Here is a 17,623-nt window from a genome sequence, read left to right on the forward strand (position 1 = left end):
TGAAGATTTATCATCAGTAATATTATGATTAAATCATAGCTGCGATTTCATTTATGAAATATTTTTACAGGGTACTAATATTGTCCATATTTTTATAGCTAAACGGATAGTACTTCGTTTAGACTATCAATTATATCACTAGCTAATAAACTGTATTTATTTAATTTTTTAGAAGCAACATCGCCAGCTAAACCTTGTAAGTAAACACTTACTGGAGCAGCTTTGGTTGGCGGTAGATGTTGAGCTATAAGTCCAGCCATTATTCCTGTTAAAACATCACCAGCACCGCCAGTAGCCATACCACAATTACCAGATTGGTTAATATAAGTGGTTTGTTCAGGTATTGTGACGATGGTTTTTGCATCTTTTAATACGCAGACTACGTTATAGTCTTGCGCAAATTTTTTAGCCGTGTCGACTAAATTATTTTTAATAGCTTCAATTGGTTGTTTAACTAGCCTTGCCATTTCTCCCAAATGAGGGGTAACAATAATAGTTGACTGTGCTTGTTTCAATAATCTTAAATTAGGTACTAACGTATTAAGCCCATCAGCATCAATGATTACTGGAATCCTTGCATGCTGTAATACATACGATAAGATTTTATGAGTATCATCGGATACCCCCATGCCAGGTCCAATAACAACGACTGAAGCCCAATTTATTAGTTCATCAAGTTTTTTTATATCAATTTTATTGGTAATAAATGGGGTTAATAGAACTTCGGGAATTTGGGTTAATAAAATATCACGATTGCACATAGGGGTGTAAATATGTACTAATCCAGCTCCAGTTTTATATGCTGCTTTAGCTGAAAAGTACGCAGCTCCAGACATATTTTCGGAACCAGCGATAACTAATACTTTGCCATAACTACCTTTATGACTATTGTTTGATCTTTGCGGCAATAATTTACTCAACTCATTAGATTGATAAGTATAATGACTGGCTGGAGTATCTGCATAGATGCCGATATCGGCAATAGTGATTTCACCTGCTAATTCAGCTCCCGGATGAAGCGATAAACCAATTTTTGCGTAGGCAAAAGTGACAGTTTGTTTAGCCTTGACCGCAACACCAAGGATTTTTCCTGTATTGCTGCAAAGTCCCGAAGGAATATCAATAGCAAGAACATCGGCACAGCACTGATTTATCTGCTCAATGGCATGAACAAAATCGCCGCTCACTATACGATTAAGCCCTATACCAAAAATAGCATCAACGATAGTGGTATATTCGGTAAAGCATTTTGGGAGTGAAGTGATAAAGTTGATATTATAATGCTGTGCTATTTTAATTTGTTGTAGTGTTTCCTTTGATGCATGTTCTACTTGACCAATTAAATACACATCAACATCAATATGTTGTAATTTGAGTAAGCGAGCTACAGCAATACCATCACCGCCATTATTGCCATATCCACATACTACCGCAATTTTGTTTAAATTATAGTTGTTTTCATTAAGTTGATTTACAACGGCTAATGCTGCTCGTTCCATTAATACTAGTGAAGGTAAGCCAATTTTATTTGCGGTATAAGCATCGTAATGCTTTATTTCAGATGAGGTGACTAAGTATTGCATGAGATTACCTCTCTCTGTATATGATATGCCACGTTGCGTGGCAAAATCATATCGGTAGATTAATCAATTATTAGATTAAGGTTTGTTCATCTAATTGATCTTTTAATTGTTGTTTTTTTAAGTTTTCTAAAATTTTATTATGAATGCCATTAAAACCACCATTACTCATAATCAAGATTGCATCAGTTGGTTTAGCTGATTTAGTAATCATCTCAACTAATAAATCAATATCGCCAGACCAATAAGCCGGTTGAATACAAGCATCGACCACATCAGCAACTAACCAAGGTAGTTGTTCTGGTTGAAACATATATATTTCATCTGCACGACCTAATGATGGCGCCAGTTCATCTTTGGATATGCCTAGTTTCATGGTATTCGAACGAGGCTCTAATACTGCCAATATTCGTCGATTTGCACCAATTTTGCTGCGTAATGCTTCTAAAGTCGCTAATATTGCAGTTGGGTGATGGGCAAAATCATCATAAATCTCGATATCATTAACTTCGCCGTATAACTCTAAACGTCTTTTGGCATTCAAAAACGATCCCAGTGCTAAACAAGCATCAGCTGGTTTAATACCTACATTATGTGCTGCGGCAATAGCCATTAAGGCATTATGCATATTGTGTTCACCAACAAGAGAATAGTTAACTTCACCAACCTGTTCATTGTTAAAGTAAACGGCAAACTGGCTAGCATCATTAGCGATTTTTTTCGCCATCCAACCATTTTCTGATTCAGTGAATGATTGTTCACTCCAACAACCTTTTGCTAAAACTTGTTTTAAATTGACATCTTCTTGCGGTGAAATTATCAACCCTTTACTTGGCACTAACCGAACTAAATGATGGAATTGTTTTTGAATTGAACTGAGGTCATCAAAAATATCTGCATGATCAAATTCCAAATTATTCATAATTAATGTTTTTGGGCAATAATGCATAAATTTAGAACGCTTATCAAAAAACGAACAATCATATTCATCGGCTTCAATAACGAAAAAGTTACCTTCACCTAGTCTTGCTGATACTTCAAAATTACCAGGTACGCCACCAATGACAAAACCTTGGTTATAACCTTGTTTCTCTAAAATCCAGTTAACCATACCGGCAGTGGTTGTTTTACCATGCGTTCCAGCAACCGCAATCACCCAGCGTTCGCGTAAAACGTTGTCATGTAGCCATTGAGGTGCAGAAACATAAGGAATATTTTTGTCTAAAATATATTCAACACAAGGATTTCCTCTTGATAACGCATTACCAATAATCACCAGATCAGGAGTTGGGTTTAATTGTGAAGGGTCATCTCCTTCAATAATATCAATATGTTCTTTTTGTAGCAGCGTACTCATTGGTGGGTAAACATTTTTGTCTGAACCCGTGACTTTATGACCCAATGAGCGAGCGATTAATGCAATGCCTCCCATGAATGTGCCACAAATCCCAAGAATATGAATATGCATTTTTTGGTCCTTAATGTTGTATAAAATATTGTACTGATGATAAAACTTATCTGTTGCCAGTATTTTTAGTTAACTGATTTGATTTTTGTAGAAAATTATAATTATAGTCGATTTTAATCGCTTATGCGATAGGCCAAATATGTCTAATCATCAATTTTGCCGTCTGATTTCCTCGAAAGTCATCAACATCTAATTGATAGACAATTTTTACATTTTTTATTGTATTATCTGGCCATTGCGTTAAATTTACATTGAAACATATGCCTTCAATAATTGGGCCACCGTTTTTCGGTTCTAATACTAATCTAAGGTGTTTTTCAGCAAATAAACGTTGTTGATGGACAATAAAATCGCCATCGAATGTCGGTTCTGTAAATCCTTCGCCCCATGGACCCGATTCTTTTAATTGTTTAGCCATCGCATAATTAAAATCTTGGCTGTCTATCTCACCATCGGTTTCTATTATTTGTTCAAGCGTATTGGCATTTAAACGTTTATCTATTAGTGTTTCAAAATGTTTTCGAAATCGTTCTAAATCGTTTTCGCGAATGCTTAATCCGACCGCCATTGCATGTCCACCAAAACTCACCAGAAGATCGGGATGGTTTTGATCCAGTTCATCAAGTAAATCTCGTAAGTGAATACCGGCTATTGATCGTCCTGAACCTTTTAGTATCCCTTCTTCAGTAGATGCAAAGCAAATAACTGGCCGATAATGTTTATCTTTTAAACGAGCTGATAAGATGCCAATGATACCTTGGTGCCATTCAGGATGATAGACAACTAATAAGTTTGGGAAAGAAGATTGTTGTTGCTCTAACTCTTGGATATAGGATAATGCTTCTTTATACATCGTCTGTTCAATTAACTTACGATCATTATTTAGCATATCTAAATCACTAGCTTGTTTAAGAGCACTATCGTAGTCGTCACATAACAATAATTCAACGCTAAGAGACATGTTATCCATTCGCCCTGCAGCATTAAGCCGTGGGGCAATATAATAAGCTAGATCGGTTGAGGTAAAGGATACGGGATCTTTTCGAGCAATATGTAATAGAGCTTTTATTCCCGCACAACAATAACCAGATCGGATTCGATTAATACCTTGGTGAACCAATATTCGGTTATTGTGATCGAGTCTTACCACATCAGCAATCGTACCTAACGCGACTAAATCTAACAAACTAGCGATGTTGTATTCTTCTAAATTATGTGTTTTGAACCAGTTTTCTTGGCGTAATTTTGCTCGTAAAGCTGACATAAAATAAAATGCAACACCGACACCAGCTAAGTGCTTAGATGGAAAAGAGCAGTTTGGTAAATTAGGATTAATGATTGCATCAGCTACGGGTAATTGCTCAGGACATAAGTGATGGTCAGTAATGATTACAGTTAAGTTTGATTGTTTTGCAAATTCAACCGCCTCAATAGCGGAAACACCATTATCAACAGTAATAATTAGATCGGCTTTTTTAAACAGTGCTCTTTTTATAACACTTATACTTAAACCGTATCCATCATCAAATCGATTAGGAATGATATAATCGACATGTTGGCATCCCATCTTTTTTAACGCTTTTACCGTTAGTGCAGTACTGGTTGCGCCATCAGTATCAAAATCACCGACAATCATAATCCGTTTGTTATTCTGCATAGCTGAATAAACAATTTCGACAGCGGTTTGGGTACCATCTAAGTTGTCATAATTGCATAAGTTACGCGTGGTATAATCTAACTCTTGCATAGATGTTATGCCACGTAATGCATAGACTCGTTGCAATAAGAGTGGGATATCCGGTGAAAATTCTGGTAACGCTTTAGGTAATTGGCGGTGTGTTAATTTATTTTTCATATTTTAAATGTTAGCGCATGTGCGCTAACATACTTTTTTTATTTTATATTTAAATTTTAATTGATATAAATTATAACTTATTAATTTTTAGCTTTCTTTTTTAAAATTTCGATTAATTTATCAGCAGGGACATAACCTGAAACTAATTGTCCATCAGGTAGTACTAATGCTGGAGTACCACTGATACCTAATTTCTTACCAACGTTAAATTGTTGTGTTACGTAAGGTACCATGCTATTTGCTGGAGAAATTGAATTACCCTTATAGGCATTATCAAAAGCAGCTTTACGATCGGCAACACTCCAAATAGATTGCATATTTTTACCTACATCACTATTAGCACCGGCTCGAGGAAAGGCAAAATAGTGCACTGAGATACCCGCATCTAAGTATTGATTTATATTTTCATGAAGTAATTTACAATAGTGACAAGTGTAATCAGTGAAAACAGAAATAATATACTTTTCTTTTGGTGCTTTATAAACAATGGCATCTTTTTCAATTGATTTCATTAATTTTAAGTTATTACTGTTGGCAATATTTACTGGTTCACCGCCTTCAAGACTATAGATTGGTCCTTGAGTTAAAAATTTACCATCATCTGTTACATAGAAAATGCCCTCAGGAGTTATAACACTTTTTAAACCTTGTACTGGGTTATTTTCGATAGTAATTTCTTTATTAGAAAAACCTAATTTTTCCATCGATTTGGTTATATCGGCATTATTGGCTAATACTGAAGTTGAGATTAATGCTAAACCTAAACTTATGACTAATTTTTTCATTCAGTTATCCTTAGTTATCTAAACTGTTATGCACGAGGATGATGTTTGCTGTGCAATTGTTTTAATCTTTCTGTTGCAACATGTGTATAAATTTGTGTAGTTGATAAACTACTGTGCCCTAGTAACATTTGTACTACTCGTAAATCGGCGCCATGATTAAGCAGATGCGTTGCAAAGGCGTGCCTAAGTACATGAGGTGAAAGGGCTTCGATATTAATGCCGGTTAGTATGGCATAATATTTGATTCTATGCCAGAATGTCTGTCGTGTCATTTTCTTGCCTAAACGACTTGGAAAAAGCACATCAACTGGGCCATTTTTTAGTAGATCATTGCGCGCATATTTGAAATAGTATTCAAGCCAATAGATTGCTTCTTCACCTAAAGGAACTAAACGTTCTTTATTGCCTTTGCCTACAACTCGTACTACTCCTTGCCTTAGGCTGACGTCACTAATTTCTAAGTTAACTAATTCTGAAACTCGTAATCCTGTAGCATAAAGCACTTCTAACATAGCTTTATCTCTCAGCTCAATTGGATCATCAATACTTGGTGATTCTAGTAGGGCATCAACCTGTAATTCAGTTAAGTCTTTAGGTAACTTTTTGGGTAATTTAGGTGATGACAATATAGCTGATGGATCATCGGTACGATAGTTTTCTTGATATAGATATTGGAAGAAACGTTTAGTCGCACTCAATAAACGTGCCGAACTACTCGCTTTATAACCATCTTTAACTCGTTGTAGTAAAAATTCTTGTAAGTTAATGGATTGTGCTGTGAGAAAATTAACTTGTTGTAATTGTAGTGATTGGCTTAGTGCAAAAAGATCAAGTTTGTAAGATTCAATCGTGTTTTCAGCAAGATTTCGTTCTAACCAAATTGAGTCTAGAAATTGTTCAATTAATATTTTATTTTGTGATGATATATCTTTATCAGACATTAAAAGCCAACTCATTTTTAATAGTTGTTAACATTATATACTAACTGTCAATAACTTGAAGTTGTCACATTATTATTGTGTTTGGAATGCATAAAAACGAAACGTTTAATTAATGAAAAAATTAACTTTAGTTGATATTGAAATAATATTTTGTATCTTTTCTATAGCCTACTATATACTGAATTATCTGTTATTTTTTATAATAAGTTATGTTAAAACGAAATATTAATCTTTTTATTGCGTTATATGCTTTTTTTATTATTGGTCTTGAAACTTATATTTATTGGCATACAAAGCTGAGACCGTGGCAACCAAGTACTCCAACTGGGCGAATAATATTTTACTACAGTTTTTTTACAGTACTTTCTAATCTAATGTTGGCATTTAGTTGCCTATGCTTAACTTTCAATCCTAACTGTAATCGATATAGTTTCAAGGTGATACGCTTGAATGGTTTAGTCGGGGTGATTATAACCGCGATAGTTTATAACTTAATTTTAAGGGGAATACATAAACCACCTAATACGTTATTACAATTTGCCAATGAAAGTTTACATGTGATTCTACCGATTATTGGCGTATTAAGTTGGTTAGTTTGGGGACCATTTCGACGTATTCAATTTAATGTCATTGTTGGCTCGTTTTTGTCGATGTTAATTTATGGTATTTATATTTTTATACGAGGTTATCTTACTAATCAATATCCATATCCTTTTATTAATGTGGTTAGGGTTGGATATATTAAAGCGCTATATGCTGCAGGATCGGTTTTTGTGCTGTTTTTAGGGCTGGCTCTTTTGTTATGGGCCATTGATTGTTTTAGGAGAAGAATATGAAATTGTATATTTATGAACATTGTCCTTTTTGTGTACGGGCAAGAATGATTTTTGGTTTAAAAAATATTTCAGTTGAACAGCATGTCTTTCTCAGTGATGACGTTAAATCACCAACAAGTATGATTGGTGAAAAAATGGTGCCGATCTTACAAAAGGAAGATGGCAGCTATATGCCAGAAAGTCTTGATATTGTTGCTTATGTTGATAGTAATTACGGTGAAAGCCCTGTCTTAATTGGAGCTAAAAATCCAGAAATAGAAGCATTAATTAAACAATTTCAACAATATGATTATAAGTTAGAGTGTCCTCGATATGTAAAATTAGGCTTGGCTGAATTTGCCACTCAAGCTGCTATTGATAATTTTATTAATAATAAGAGTAAAAAATTGGGTTCGTTTGCTGATTGTCTTGCAGAAACTGAAACATTAATTGCTAAGATATCTAATTTATTAAATCAGCTTGAACCATTAATTGTGACGTCGAATGCATGTAATGGCACATTATCTTGGGATGATATATGTTTATTCCCGATATTACGTAATCTAACCTGTGTTAAGGGTCTTATTTTTCCTACTAAAATTAAAGCCTATTTAGAGTCAATGTCTGAGCTAAGTAAGGTAAATCTGTTTTTTGATCAGGCGGTTTAATAAAAAGTAGAATTCAATTGCATGTGGGGCTGATGATTAGCTGATATGCAAATTGTTCATTAATAAGAAGAGTACAAGAAAAATAGGATAAAACTTGTACTCTTATCTGTTATTAAAGTTATTTATATAAATCTCTACAAAAACGATTAATTACTTAATTTAAGATCAATAATTTCAAGCTTGTCTTTTCCACCATATACATCGTACCAAGGGGTTGCATATTGTTTTAAAATCTTATTAAGTTGTTCAACATTTTCACGTCCGATGGTATCAAGCCAATGTTTTAAACCGTCTTTACCATTTTTTGCATATGCCTCAATCCCTTCAAACCAAGTGGCTCGACCACCTAGAATACCGCTATATTTGGCACCATGTTCACCGGCAAAAATGAGTTCTTCATGGAAAGTTTTGGTTGGTACGCCTGCACTTAAATAGATGAAAGGACGAGTAGCAACATCACTTGCTTGTTTGAAATAATCGGCAGCTTCTTGTTGTGAATAAACTACTGGATTACTATCGTTAAATCCTGCAACGTTTTTGAATAATACTGGCACTTCAACTTTAAGTATATCAATGTAATAGTGATCTTTAGTAAATTCTTCAATTGTCTTGATAACTTTTTGGGGTTTTATTTTTGCGAATTCTGGGCTTTTATCATCAGTTACCACGTTATCATAAACAATAGGTTCAACAAATACCGGAATATCGGCCGCCCTCGCTTCATTGCCTAAACGTTCTAAAAAGGCGTGTTTTTTATCTAAAATATCTTGCGGATCGTCAGGATTATAATAGACCAGTACTTTCGCTGCATCAGCACCTTTTTGAATTAGGCGTTGAAGTGAATCTTCCGGTAAAATATCTGGTAAACGTCCTGGTGTATTGGCATCGTATCCAGTTTTTTCATAAGACATAATTAAACCAGCATTTTTATTTTTTGCTGCCATGCCTTTAAAACCGAGTTCTTCATCCAGTAAAATGGCACTAACATATTTGGTTAATTCCTGAGAAACAAGCTCTTTAAATTCATACACCATATCAATATTATAACGTTCTTGACCTACAGCATTTTGCATCATTTTTACCATTGAACCACGTTGATCGATTGCTAATGCTGCAATTACGCCATCCTGGTTAGATAATTGTTGCATACGGTTGAATTTTCCACGAGAAATGCGTTTTGTTGCCATTTTAAAACTCTCCATTTAATAAGATTTTTTCATTGTAGGTTTTTATTTGACCAATTATTAATCATTTAGTGCTAGTTTTAATTTTGTGTAAACTTTTTGATATTTTCTTTTAAATGGCAATTTGTTCCGGTATATTAGTACAGATTAATAGACTGTTTGTAAAAAAATATTTACAGGGATGATTATGCCAGATTCAGCAATAGTTACAAATATGCGAACATTAAATAATCAAGATTATAAAACGTTAGCCCTATCAGCATTAGGTGGTGCATTAGAATTTTATGATTTTATTATATTTGTCTTTTTTTCAATTACGATAAGCCATCTATTTTTTCCGGATGATATGCCTGCATGGTTAAGTCAAGTTCAAACTTTTGGCATATTTGCTGCTGGTTATTTGATTCGTCCTTTTGGTGGTATTGTGATGGCTCACTTTGGTGATATGTTTGGTCGCAAAAGAATGTTTACACTTAGTATTCTATTAATGGCGTTACCAACATTATTTATTGGTTGTTTGCCTACTTATGCCAATATCGGTATTTTTGCACCATTATTACTCTTAATGATGCGATTATGCCAGGGGCTCGCGGTAGGTGGTGAAGTGCCTGGGGCGTGGACATTTGTTGCTGAACATGTACCTAAAAACAAAATTGGCCTAGCCTGTGGTATTTTAACTAGTGGTTTAAGTTTAGGTATTTTGCTGGGGTCATTAGTATCAACCATAATGAGTAAAAGTGTATCAATAGAACAAATGAATGATTGGGGCTGGCGAATTCCATTCATTATTGGTGGTATCTTTGGTTTAATTGCCATGTATCTTCGCCGTTGGTTAAAAGAGACACCTATTTTTCTAGAAATTCAAAAACGTAAGAATGAAGAATTATCTAAAAAATTACCTGTGATAACCGTTTTAACTCAGTATTTACCACAAACTATTTTATCAATGTTACTAACTTGGGTGTTATCTGCCGGTATTATGGTGATAATGTTAATGACTCCAATTTTATTACAAAAGCAATTTGGTTTTTCGGCAATTGACGCTTTACAAGGTAATATATTAGCTATCATTGGACTTATCATTAGTTGTACGTTTTATGGCATGATGATGGATAAATTTGCAATGGGCAAAGTGCTGGTTATTGGTTGTAGTATTGCTGCTATCATGATTGCTATATTTTATTTATCATTAGAAAACGCGAATCTTCTCTTTATCACTTATTTCTTAGCCGGTTTTAGTGTCGGAATTGTTGGCTCTTTTGCTTATTTTATGGTTAAGGTATTCCCAACTCAGGTTCGCTATAGTGGTGTATCTTTTTCATTTAATATGGCTTACGCTATTGCTGGTGGTTTAACCCCATTACTGATCTCATTTTTTAGTGATTTTGTTAGTAAAATGGCACCGGCCATTTATGTGGTTGGATTATTTGTATTAGGCGCATTAATCGGACTGTTCTTATTAGTTAATAACAATAGCCAAAAATATGTGGCAAAAGATATTGCTTAACTTCTGATAGGAAAAGAAAAATTTTGAGGAACAGTTTTTTATGTTCCTCAAAAATCATATTTAGACTATTTCACTGATTTTTGCCAAGCTCAACTGTTCGTATTACACCAGCTTTAACACTGCGCTGTAATCCTGCTGCGAAGTCACTGTTATTAAGTTCATACAAACTGTGTATACCCACCCCAGCAGGTGAATTATTTATATCGAGCAATTGTCTTGGATGTTTTTGGCTCAATTGCAGCATTGAGGCTGCACCGTGCAAATTTTCAAGTGCAATTCGTTTGGCTATGTCTCGGGGTAAGCCCACTAAAACACCTGCATCAACAAGAGATTCGTAAAAATAATATATATAATTAGGTCCTGCAACCGCATAACCAGTAAAAATATCTAGTAGTGATTCATCAATATATTCTAGTTTCCCAAAGCTATTGAAAAATTGAGTAACAGATTTCTGTTTTGCAACTGCCTGTTCATTAACATCGGTAGCAATACCGGAATAACCAAAACCGGTATCGGTGAGTGTATTGGGAATCGTTCTAATAACAGGGATATCGACTTTTAATGATGCTTTTATTTGCGCAATTGTGACTCCAGCAATAATTGAAATGATAATGGTATTTCTGTTATTAGTGCCAAATTGTTGAACAATGTCACTCCACGAATCTTGAGGTCGCACCCCTAACACAATAATATCTGTATTGACTATTTTGCCAGTAGGTGTAACTCCATAAGTTAATTTTAAATAGTCTAAACGAGATTTAACAATATCGTTCACTAAGATATTTTCTGGCTCATACGCTTTATTTTTTATTAATGCTCTAATAATCGCTTCCGACATATGGCCACTGCCTATAAATAAAATTTTACTCATATTTATCGGTTCCTGTTTATAATTGGCTAAAAATCATAACAACACCATATGTTTCACTAGCTGGTACGACAATAGTGTTATTTTGTAAATCAAATTTTATTTTCCCACTCTCAAGGGCTTGTTGAGTTTGTGATAATGATTTGGTTGTAAAACCTAAAGCAACTTTACGATCTTGGTCATTGTTCGCTTTGCTTAAGGATGAGCCAAAAAGACGCTGTGTTGCGCTTGGTGTAAGGTAATCGATATATTTGTCATCCGCTTTTAGCCGAACGCCTCCGTCGACATCGATAATTTTTGCCGACGGAAATGTTTTTTCAAGTAACTTAATTGAGGAAAGGGGATTTTGAGCTTCAATGATAACTTGATTAATATTGATTACCCCATTTGGATGGTTTTGCCATTCTTTACGCCACACTAATTCTGGTGTTAATTGGTCACAAAAAAAGATTTGTCCATTTGGTGTATAAGTAGGATCAAGTCTGACAGTTTTTAAACAAGCATCAGCTAATGTGCCATCATTTAATTCGACTGGTCTATAAAAGGATCGCGGTTCTTCACCCTCAACTTTTATACCATTATTAACGAGTTGTTGATAAAGCTCATCGGCATTTGAGGTTTTAAAGACCAAGCCAGTTAGTCCATTAGCAAACCGCCAACTTTTATCAACTTTATTGGCATTTTGCGGTTCAAAACCTAAAAGTTCAAGATAGGTAGTCGAAAAAATGGCTAAATTGTTACTGGTGCCTAACGAATGGTGTCCTCGTGGGGTGATGGTAAAACCCAGCTTTTGATATTGAAAATTTGCTTTATTAAGCTGATCTGATACGGTGATTACAACATGATCAATTTGTGGGGTAAGTGTTGTCATTATATTCACTCCTTAAATATGAATAGAAGGGGACATATCAATTAGTCGAGGTGGATTCCAACCTTTTCCTGGTACCGCAGCCAATAAATTTTTGGTGTAAGGTTGCGATGGATTTAAAAAGACTTGTGATGCGATACCTTGCTCAACAATTTTGCCTGATTTCATTACCAGAATATGATCACAAATTTGTGCAGCAACTCGCAGATCATGGGTAATAAATAGCACTGTTAAGCCAAGTTTTTTACGTAATTCGCTTAATAGTTCCAGTACTTGTGCTTGTACTGAAACATCAAGTGCTGACACAGGTTCATCGGCAATCAATATTTTAGGTTCCAATGCGAGTGCTCGAGCAAGTCCTATTCGTTGTCGTTGTCCTCCTGAAAACTCATGAGGGTAACGGTTTAACGCTTCACTTTCTAAGCCAACCATGTTGAATAACTCTTTTGCTTTCTTTATTGCGTCTTGTTTGGTTATTCCGTGCAGTATTGGCCCAATAGTAACTTGGTCACCGACTCTTCGACGAGGATTTAATGATGCATAAGGATCTTGAAATACCATCTGGATATGACGTGCATAGTGTTTAAGTTTATTACCTTTTAAGTTACTAATATCTTCTTTTTCAAAGTGGATTTGACCACTATCTATTTCCAATAATTTAATGATACATCTGGCTAATGTTGATTTACCTGAACCACTCTCGCCAACAATTCCCAACGTACTACCTTTATGTAACTTAAAACTCACATCATTCACAGCATAGGTTGTGCGCCGATTTTTTTTGAAAAAACTACTTTTGTGATAAACCTTTGAAAGATTATTTACTTCTAGAATAATTTCCTTGTTAATAAGACGAACATCTCCTGGCGTAAGTGGTGGAACTGCAGCAATTAATCCTTGTGTATAATGATGGTTGGGATGATTTAATAGTTCCTCCGCAACGCCTTGCTCAACAATCTGTCCTTGTTGCATAACCGCAACGCGAGTTGCAATATCGGCGACTACACCAAAATCATGAGTAATAAATAAGACCGCTGTTCCTTTACGTGATTGTAATTTTCTAATCAGTTTTAAAATGCAAGCTTGAGTTGTAACATCTAAAGCAGTTGTTGGTTCATCGGCAATTAAAATAGCCGGTTCTAATGCTAAGGCCATGGCAATCATAGCTCGTTGACGTTGTCCTCCAGAAAGCTGGTGAGGATAAGCATTAGCAACCGATATAGGATTTGGCATTTGCACATCTGTTAACAAGGATATAACTTTCTGATTAATATCTTTTTTACTTAAATTAGTATGTATGGTAAACATTTCACTAATTTGGTTAGCGATGGTTTTTAATGGATTTAATGCTGTCATGGGATCTTGAAATACCATGCCGATATGCGCACCACGGATTTTACGCATTTGTTCGTCATTATAGGTGAGTAAATTATTGCCATCGAAATCGATTTCACCTTGAGAAGCCGTAACCCCATCAGGTAATAGTCCCATGATTGCATTAGATAATAAAGATTTACCCGACCCACTTTCACCGACGATACATAGTATTTCATTAGCATAAAGATCTAGTGATACATCATTAACAGCATATTTTCGATCCGAACCTTGAGGTAAAGTTATGGTTAAATTTTTAATAGATAGTTTTTTTTGATTCATCTCTTTTTTAACCTCGGGTTGAGTGCATCATTTATTCCTTGTCCTACTAATGACGTCGATAAAACAGTTAATAATATTGCTATTCCCGGAATAGCTGAAACATACCATTGTTGACGTAATACCAGACGCCCATTCCCAACTAGATTTCCCCATGAGGAAATATTCGGATCAGAAAGATTTAAAAAGGCAAGTGCACTTTCCATTAATATCGAAGTAGATAAAATAACACTGGCATACATAATTACCGGTGGTAATGCATTAGGTAAGATTTCTTTAAACATAAGTCTAGTTGAACTCATACCAATAGTTTTGCCTGCTTGGACAAATTCACGATTGCGTAATGATAAAAATTCGGCTCGAGTTAGCCTGGCAACAGGTGGCCAAGAAACCACGCCAATTGCAATCACTACAATATTTATGGTTGAACCAAATACCGCCACTGCAACTAACAAAAGTAAAAAATTTGGTAAAATTTGGAATGCTTCTGTCAGGCGCATAAGTATGTCATCAACCCATCGGCCATAGAACCCAGCGATGGCGCCAATGATCACCCCGATAACCATTGCTATCAATGTAGAGATAAGCCCAATAATAAGCGATACCTTAGCACCATGAAAAAGTTGTGCGGCAATATTGCGTCCTGCTTGATCGGTTCCTAGGATAAATTTAGGATTGGAAAATGGCCATTGTAAAGGACGGCCAGCTAAACGAAGTGGGTTACTCGGAAAAACCCAATCGGCAGTTAAGGCAATGATAATAATTAATACCAGTAAAATTGTGCCAATTCTAGCGATTGGACTGCGGAAATAATCTTTTAATATCGCCATTATTAATGTCCTGTAATTCGTGGATCAAGTTTGGCATAAAGCATATCGACAATAAAATTAATAAAAATAACTAATATTGCAGAAATAAATACTACGCCGAGTAACGTATTTAGATCTCGTTGTACAACAGAATCATAGGCTAGGCGGCCTAATCCTGGGATGGCAAAAATTGTCTCAATGACAACTGAACCACCTAACATGGTTCCAGCTTGTAAGCCGATTAAGGTTATCATTGGTAACATTGCATTACGTAAAACGTGATTGACTAATATTTTGCGACTGCTTAATCCTTTGGCTTTAGCTGTTTTAACAAAATCTAGAGTAGATACCTCAAGTAGGGATGCACGCATGATGCGCAAATAGATTGCTAGATAAACTAAAGCTAAAGTTATTGTTGGTAGAATTAAATACCATGCAATATCAAGTATTGCTGAAAATCCAGTTAAGGATTGCTCTATACTGCCAAATCCACTAGGAGGTAACCAATTTAAATAAATTGAAAAGAAAACTATCCCCATTAATGCTAACCAAAAGGATGGAGTGGAATAAAAAATCAGTCCTAATATAGAAATCAAAGTATCAGGCCAACGATTGACTTTTTGGGCTGATAAAATGCCAAGAATTGTGCCACAGGTAAACGCTAATGACATTGCGCTGATCATTAATAATAATGTAGCAGGTAAGCGTTCTAAAATCATATGGCTTACCGGTTTGTTATAGATTGCAGATTGACCTAAATCTAAATGAACTAATCGCCATAAATAGTTTAGCAATCGAGAGCTTGTGGATTGATCTAGTTCATAATAATGACGCATTTCGTCAATTACACTCGATTCGGCGCCACCAATTTGGGCTAACAATGCATCGACTGTATCACCAGGTGCTAATTGCAATAACAAAAATAGTGTGATTAGAATGATAATCAATGCTGGTATAGTGGTTATCAGTCGTCTAAGTGCAAGAGTAAGTATATGCGTCATCATTTCACCTCAATTTAATGTTCTATCCATACATCAAACCAGCTACTTGATGGCCAACGTGCGGTATTGTGATGATTGTGTACTTTAGTATTCACAACCGAGATGAATTCTCGTTCAGTAGCAAACCACAGAGGCAGTTCAGCATTTATAATATCGACCAACTGAGTATAAAGCGCTTTACGTTTGGTTGGATCTATTTCAGTTGCAGCATTATCAATTAATTGGTCGACGGTATCAGATTTCCAACCATATTGATTGGTCCAAGGTGCACCATCAGGGCTACCTGAACGCAGCCAAACTGTTGTTGATACTGCAGGATCACCTCTATATTGATGCCAACCCGTTGCAATATCAAAATCGTGGAGTTTATAAACAGCATTTAAAGCACCTGCGGTATCGAGATTGACGATAACCACGTTAATGCCAATTTCAGCTAAAGATTGTTGAATGAAAGTTGCAAAAAGTGGGACATCTTCACCATTATTGATATGTACTAATTTTAAAGTAAAACGATTACCATCAGATTTTCGTTTATAGCCGGCTTCATCTAATAATTGTTCGGCTTTCTCTCTATCAAAAGGGTAAACGATTTTACTGTTTATGGGATAAAAGGTATTTGATGAAGGAATAATTCCTGTTGCTGGTTTTCCAAAACCATATAAGAAATCTTCAGTAAAAAAAGAGATATCAAGCGATTGGACAATTGCTTTGCGAACATTTAAGTTAGCAATGATAGGATTACGGAAGTTAAATTCTAAAGTGTTATTAAAAATATTAGCTTGTGAGCCCTTAGTTAGTACTGCAAATTTTTCGTTTTGCTTGAATCGATTAATATCGGCAAGACTTAGTTTTGAGTAGGCACTTAAATCAATTTGTCCACTTTCTAATGCAGCAGATGCTGAAGAATTATCATCAATAATACGCCAAATTATCTTGTCTAAATAAGGATAACCTTTTCGCCAGTAGTCCGTATTACGTTCAACAATAATATGTTGGCCTCGCTGATATTCAACAAATTTAAAAGGTCCTGTCCCAATTGGTGCCGTATTATAAGGATTATTTAGGACGTCAGTTCCTTCATATAAATGTTTGGGTACCACATAGCCAAGATCGACGAGTGCTCTTAATAGTAAATCTAACGGCATTGGACGAGAATAATTGAAGACTACAGTATAGTCATCAGGGGTATCGACAGAAGTTAAATTAAGTTGCAATGCAGTTGAAAAATTTAATCTTTTCTTCCAAAATTCCAGCGCATTATATTTTACATCCTGTGATGTAAATGATTTGCCGTCGTGCCATTTAACGCCTTCACGTAATTTAAATGTTATTGTTTTTCCATCCGGCGATGATGTCCATGATGTAGCAAGGACGGGAATAATTTGCCCATTTTGATCAAGATCTACCAGTGATTCAACTACTTTTCCTGATACTTCATATACACCAGTTGAAGCGCGTAGAGCTGGATTGAGAATCCTTTGTTCACCTGAGTAATGAACAACTAGTGTTCCACCATATTGTGGTGTTTTTTCATCAGCCAGTGAATAAAATGGTAACAAAATTGAGAATAAACCTATAAAAAAAGTTTTTTTAATATTAAATAAATCCATGTGTGCTCCTT

15 protein-coding genes are annotated in these 17,623 nt (G+C 35.2%); 3 read left to right on the forward strand and 12 right to left on the reverse strand.

What is annotated here, in order from left to right:
• Positions 1-98 precede the first annotated feature (98 nt).
• From AC5LWZ_RS03035 to xerD, 5 genes are all read right to left on the reverse strand, one after another.
• Entirely contained in the window at positions 99-1,583 is a 1,485-nt protein-coding gene (locus tag AC5LWZ_RS03035; RefSeq protein ID WP_493463942.1) for an NAD(P)H-hydrate dehydratase, read from the reverse strand.
• A gap of 70 nt (positions 1,584-1,653) precedes the next feature.
• The gene (gene mpl / locus AC5LWZ_RS03040; protein WP_198222087.1) at positions 1,654-3,048 is read right to left on the reverse strand and encodes a UDP-N-acetylmuramate:L-alanyl-gamma-D-glutamyl-meso-diaminopimelate ligase; all 1,395 of its coding nucleotides are present in this window, start codon (positions 3,046-3,048) and stop codon (positions 1,654-1,656) included.
• Positions 3,049-3,169: 121 nt separating this feature from the next.
• Positions 3,170-4,903 (reverse strand): single-stranded-DNA-specific exonuclease RecJ, encoded by a 1,734-nt coding sequence (gene recJ / locus AC5LWZ_RS03045; protein ID WP_493463943.1) that lies wholly within the window; start codon positions 4,901-4,903, stop codon positions 3,170-3,172.
• 80 nt (positions 4,904-4,983) lie between these two features.
• Complete coding sequence (gene dsbC, locus AC5LWZ_RS03050) at positions 4,984-5,688, reverse strand: bifunctional protein-disulfide isomerase/oxidoreductase DsbC (RefSeq protein WP_110448686.1); 705 nt, start codon at positions 5,686-5,688, stop codon at positions 4,984-4,986.
• A gap of 26 nt (positions 5,689-5,714) precedes the next feature.
• The gene (xerD, locus tag AC5LWZ_RS03055) at positions 5,715-6,629 is read right to left on the reverse strand and encodes a site-specific tyrosine recombinase XerD (protein WP_306244742.1); all 915 of its coding nucleotides are present in this window, start codon (positions 6,627-6,629) and stop codon (positions 5,715-5,717) included.
• A 374-nt stretch (positions 6,630-7,003) separates the two neighbouring features.
• Here xerD and AC5LWZ_RS03060 point away from each other — a divergent pair, with 374 nt between their 5' ends.
• Both AC5LWZ_RS03060 and grxB read left to right on the forward strand, forming a co-directional pair.
• Entirely contained in the window at positions 7,004-7,465 is a 462-nt protein-coding gene (locus tag AC5LWZ_RS03060; RefSeq protein WP_232350167.1) for a Pr6Pr family membrane protein, read from the forward strand.
• Positions 7,462-8,112: a glutaredoxin 2 gene (grxB, locus tag AC5LWZ_RS03065; RefSeq protein ID WP_493463944.1), complete on the forward strand. Its 651-nt coding sequence runs from the start codon at positions 7,462-7,464 to the stop codon at positions 8,110-8,112. The genes AC5LWZ_RS03060 and grxB overlap by 4 nt, the downstream gene beginning before the upstream one ends.
• Before the next feature lie 146 nt (positions 8,113-8,258).
• Here grxB and AC5LWZ_RS03070 read toward each other — a convergent pair whose 3' ends face one another.
• Positions 8,259-9,299: a tagatose 1,6-diphosphate aldolase gene (locus tag AC5LWZ_RS03070; protein ID WP_294882424.1), complete on the reverse strand. Its 1,041-nt coding sequence runs from the start codon at positions 9,297-9,299 to the stop codon at positions 8,259-8,261.
• Positions 9,300-9,483: 184 nt separating this feature from the next.
• Between AC5LWZ_RS03070 and AC5LWZ_RS03075 the strand changes: the two genes are divergently transcribed.
• Positions 9,484-10,803 carry an MFS transporter gene (locus AC5LWZ_RS03075; protein ID WP_198222093.1) on the forward strand — a complete coding sequence of 440 codons (1,320 nt, stop codon included), beginning with the start codon at positions 9,484-9,486 and terminating at the stop codon, positions 10,801-10,803.
• Positions 10,804-10,873: 70 nt separating this feature from the next.
• Here the strand turns inward: AC5LWZ_RS03075 and AC5LWZ_RS03080 are convergent, their stop codons facing one another.
• Genes AC5LWZ_RS03080 through AC5LWZ_RS03105 form a run of 6 tightly spaced genes read right to left on the reverse strand, consistent with a single transcriptional unit; the run spans position 10,874 to position 17,612 of the window.
• On the reverse strand, positions 10,874-11,674 hold the full coding sequence (locus tag AC5LWZ_RS03080) for a pyrroline-5-carboxylate reductase family protein (protein ID WP_493463945.1): 801 nt from the start codon (positions 11,672-11,674) through the stop codon (positions 10,874-10,876).
• Positions 11,675-11,690: 16 nt separating this feature from the next.
• Complete coding sequence (locus AC5LWZ_RS03085) at positions 11,691-12,542, reverse strand: VOC family protein (protein ID WP_493463946.1); 852 nt, start codon at positions 12,540-12,542, stop codon at positions 11,691-11,693.
• A 12-nt stretch (positions 12,543-12,554) separates the two neighbouring features.
• Positions 12,555-14,195 carry an ABC transporter ATP-binding protein gene (locus tag AC5LWZ_RS03090; RefSeq protein ID WP_493463947.1) on the reverse strand — a complete coding sequence of 547 codons (1,641 nt, stop codon included), beginning with the start codon at positions 14,193-14,195 and terminating at the stop codon, positions 12,555-12,557.
• Positions 14,192-15,022 carry an ABC transporter permease gene (locus AC5LWZ_RS03095; protein ID WP_493463948.1) on the reverse strand — a complete coding sequence of 277 codons (831 nt, stop codon included), beginning with the start codon at positions 15,020-15,022 and terminating at the stop codon, positions 14,192-14,194. Before AC5LWZ_RS03095 ends, AC5LWZ_RS03090 begins: the two co-directional genes overlap by 4 nt.
• A 2-nt stretch (positions 15,023-15,024) precedes the next feature.
• Positions 15,025-16,005: an ABC transporter permease gene (locus AC5LWZ_RS03100; RefSeq protein WP_294882414.1), complete on the reverse strand. Its 981-nt coding sequence runs from the start codon at positions 16,003-16,005 to the stop codon at positions 15,025-15,027.
• A gap of 11 nt (positions 16,006-16,016) precedes the next feature.
• Positions 16,017-17,612, reverse strand: a complete 1,596-nt coding sequence (locus tag AC5LWZ_RS03105) for an ABC transporter substrate-binding protein (RefSeq protein WP_493457486.1) — start codon at positions 17,610-17,612, stop codon at positions 16,017-16,019.
• Positions 17,613-17,623: the final 11 nt, after the last annotated feature.

The sequence above is a fragment of the Gilliamella sp. LMG 34362 genome (assembly GCF_984569125.1).

Bases quoted from the DNA above. Each gene is read 5' to 3' on its own strand.
- AC5LWZ_RS03035 (WP_493463942.1), bottom strand. From the start codon at position 1,583: ATGCAATACTTAGTCACCTCATCTGAAATAAAGCATTACGATGCTTAT.
- mpl (WP_198222087.1), bottom strand. From the start codon at position 3,048: ATGCATATTCATATTCTTGGGATTTGTGGCACATTCATGGGAGGCATT.
- recJ (WP_493463943.1), bottom strand. From the start codon at position 4,903: ATGAAAAATAAATTAACACACCGCCAATTACCTAAAGCGTTACCAGAA.
- dsbC (WP_110448686.1), bottom strand. From the start codon at position 5,688: ATGAAAAAATTAGTCATAAGTTTAGGTTTAGCATTAATCTCAACTTCA.
- xerD (WP_306244742.1), bottom strand. From the start codon at position 6,629: ATGTCTGATAAAGATATATCATCACAAAATAAAATATTAATTGAACAA.
- AC5LWZ_RS03060 (WP_232350167.1), top strand. From the start codon at position 7,004: ATGTTGGCATTTAGTTGCCTATGCTTAACTTTCAATCCTAACTGTAAT.
- grxB (WP_493463944.1), top strand. From the start codon at position 7,462: ATGAAATTGTATATTTATGAACATTGTCCTTTTTGTGTACGGGCAAGA.
- AC5LWZ_RS03070 (WP_294882424.1), bottom strand. From the start codon at position 9,299: ATGGCAACAAAACGCATTTCTCGTGGAAAATTCAACCGTATGCAACAA.
- AC5LWZ_RS03075 (WP_198222093.1), top strand. From the start codon at position 9,484: ATGCCAGATTCAGCAATAGTTACAAATATGCGAACATTAAATAATCAA.
- AC5LWZ_RS03080 (WP_493463945.1), bottom strand. From the start codon at position 11,674: ATGAGTAAAATTTTATTTATAGGCAGTGGCCATATGTCGGAAGCGATT.
- AC5LWZ_RS03085 (WP_493463946.1), bottom strand. From the start codon at position 12,542: ATGACAACACTTACCCCACAAATTGATCATGTTGTAATCACCGTATCA.
- AC5LWZ_RS03090 (WP_493463947.1), bottom strand. From the start codon at position 14,195: ATGAATCAAAAAAAACTATCTATTAAAAATTTAACCATAACTTTACCT.
- AC5LWZ_RS03095 (WP_493463948.1), bottom strand. From the start codon at position 15,022: ATGGCGATATTAAAAGATTATTTCCGCAGTCCAATCGCTAGAATTGGC.
- AC5LWZ_RS03100 (WP_294882414.1), bottom strand. From the start codon at position 16,005: ATGATGACGCATATACTTACTCTTGCACTTAGACGACTGATAACCACT.
- AC5LWZ_RS03105 (WP_493457486.1), bottom strand. From the start codon at position 17,612: ATGGATTTATTTAATATTAAAAAAACTTTTTTTATAGGTTTATTCTCA.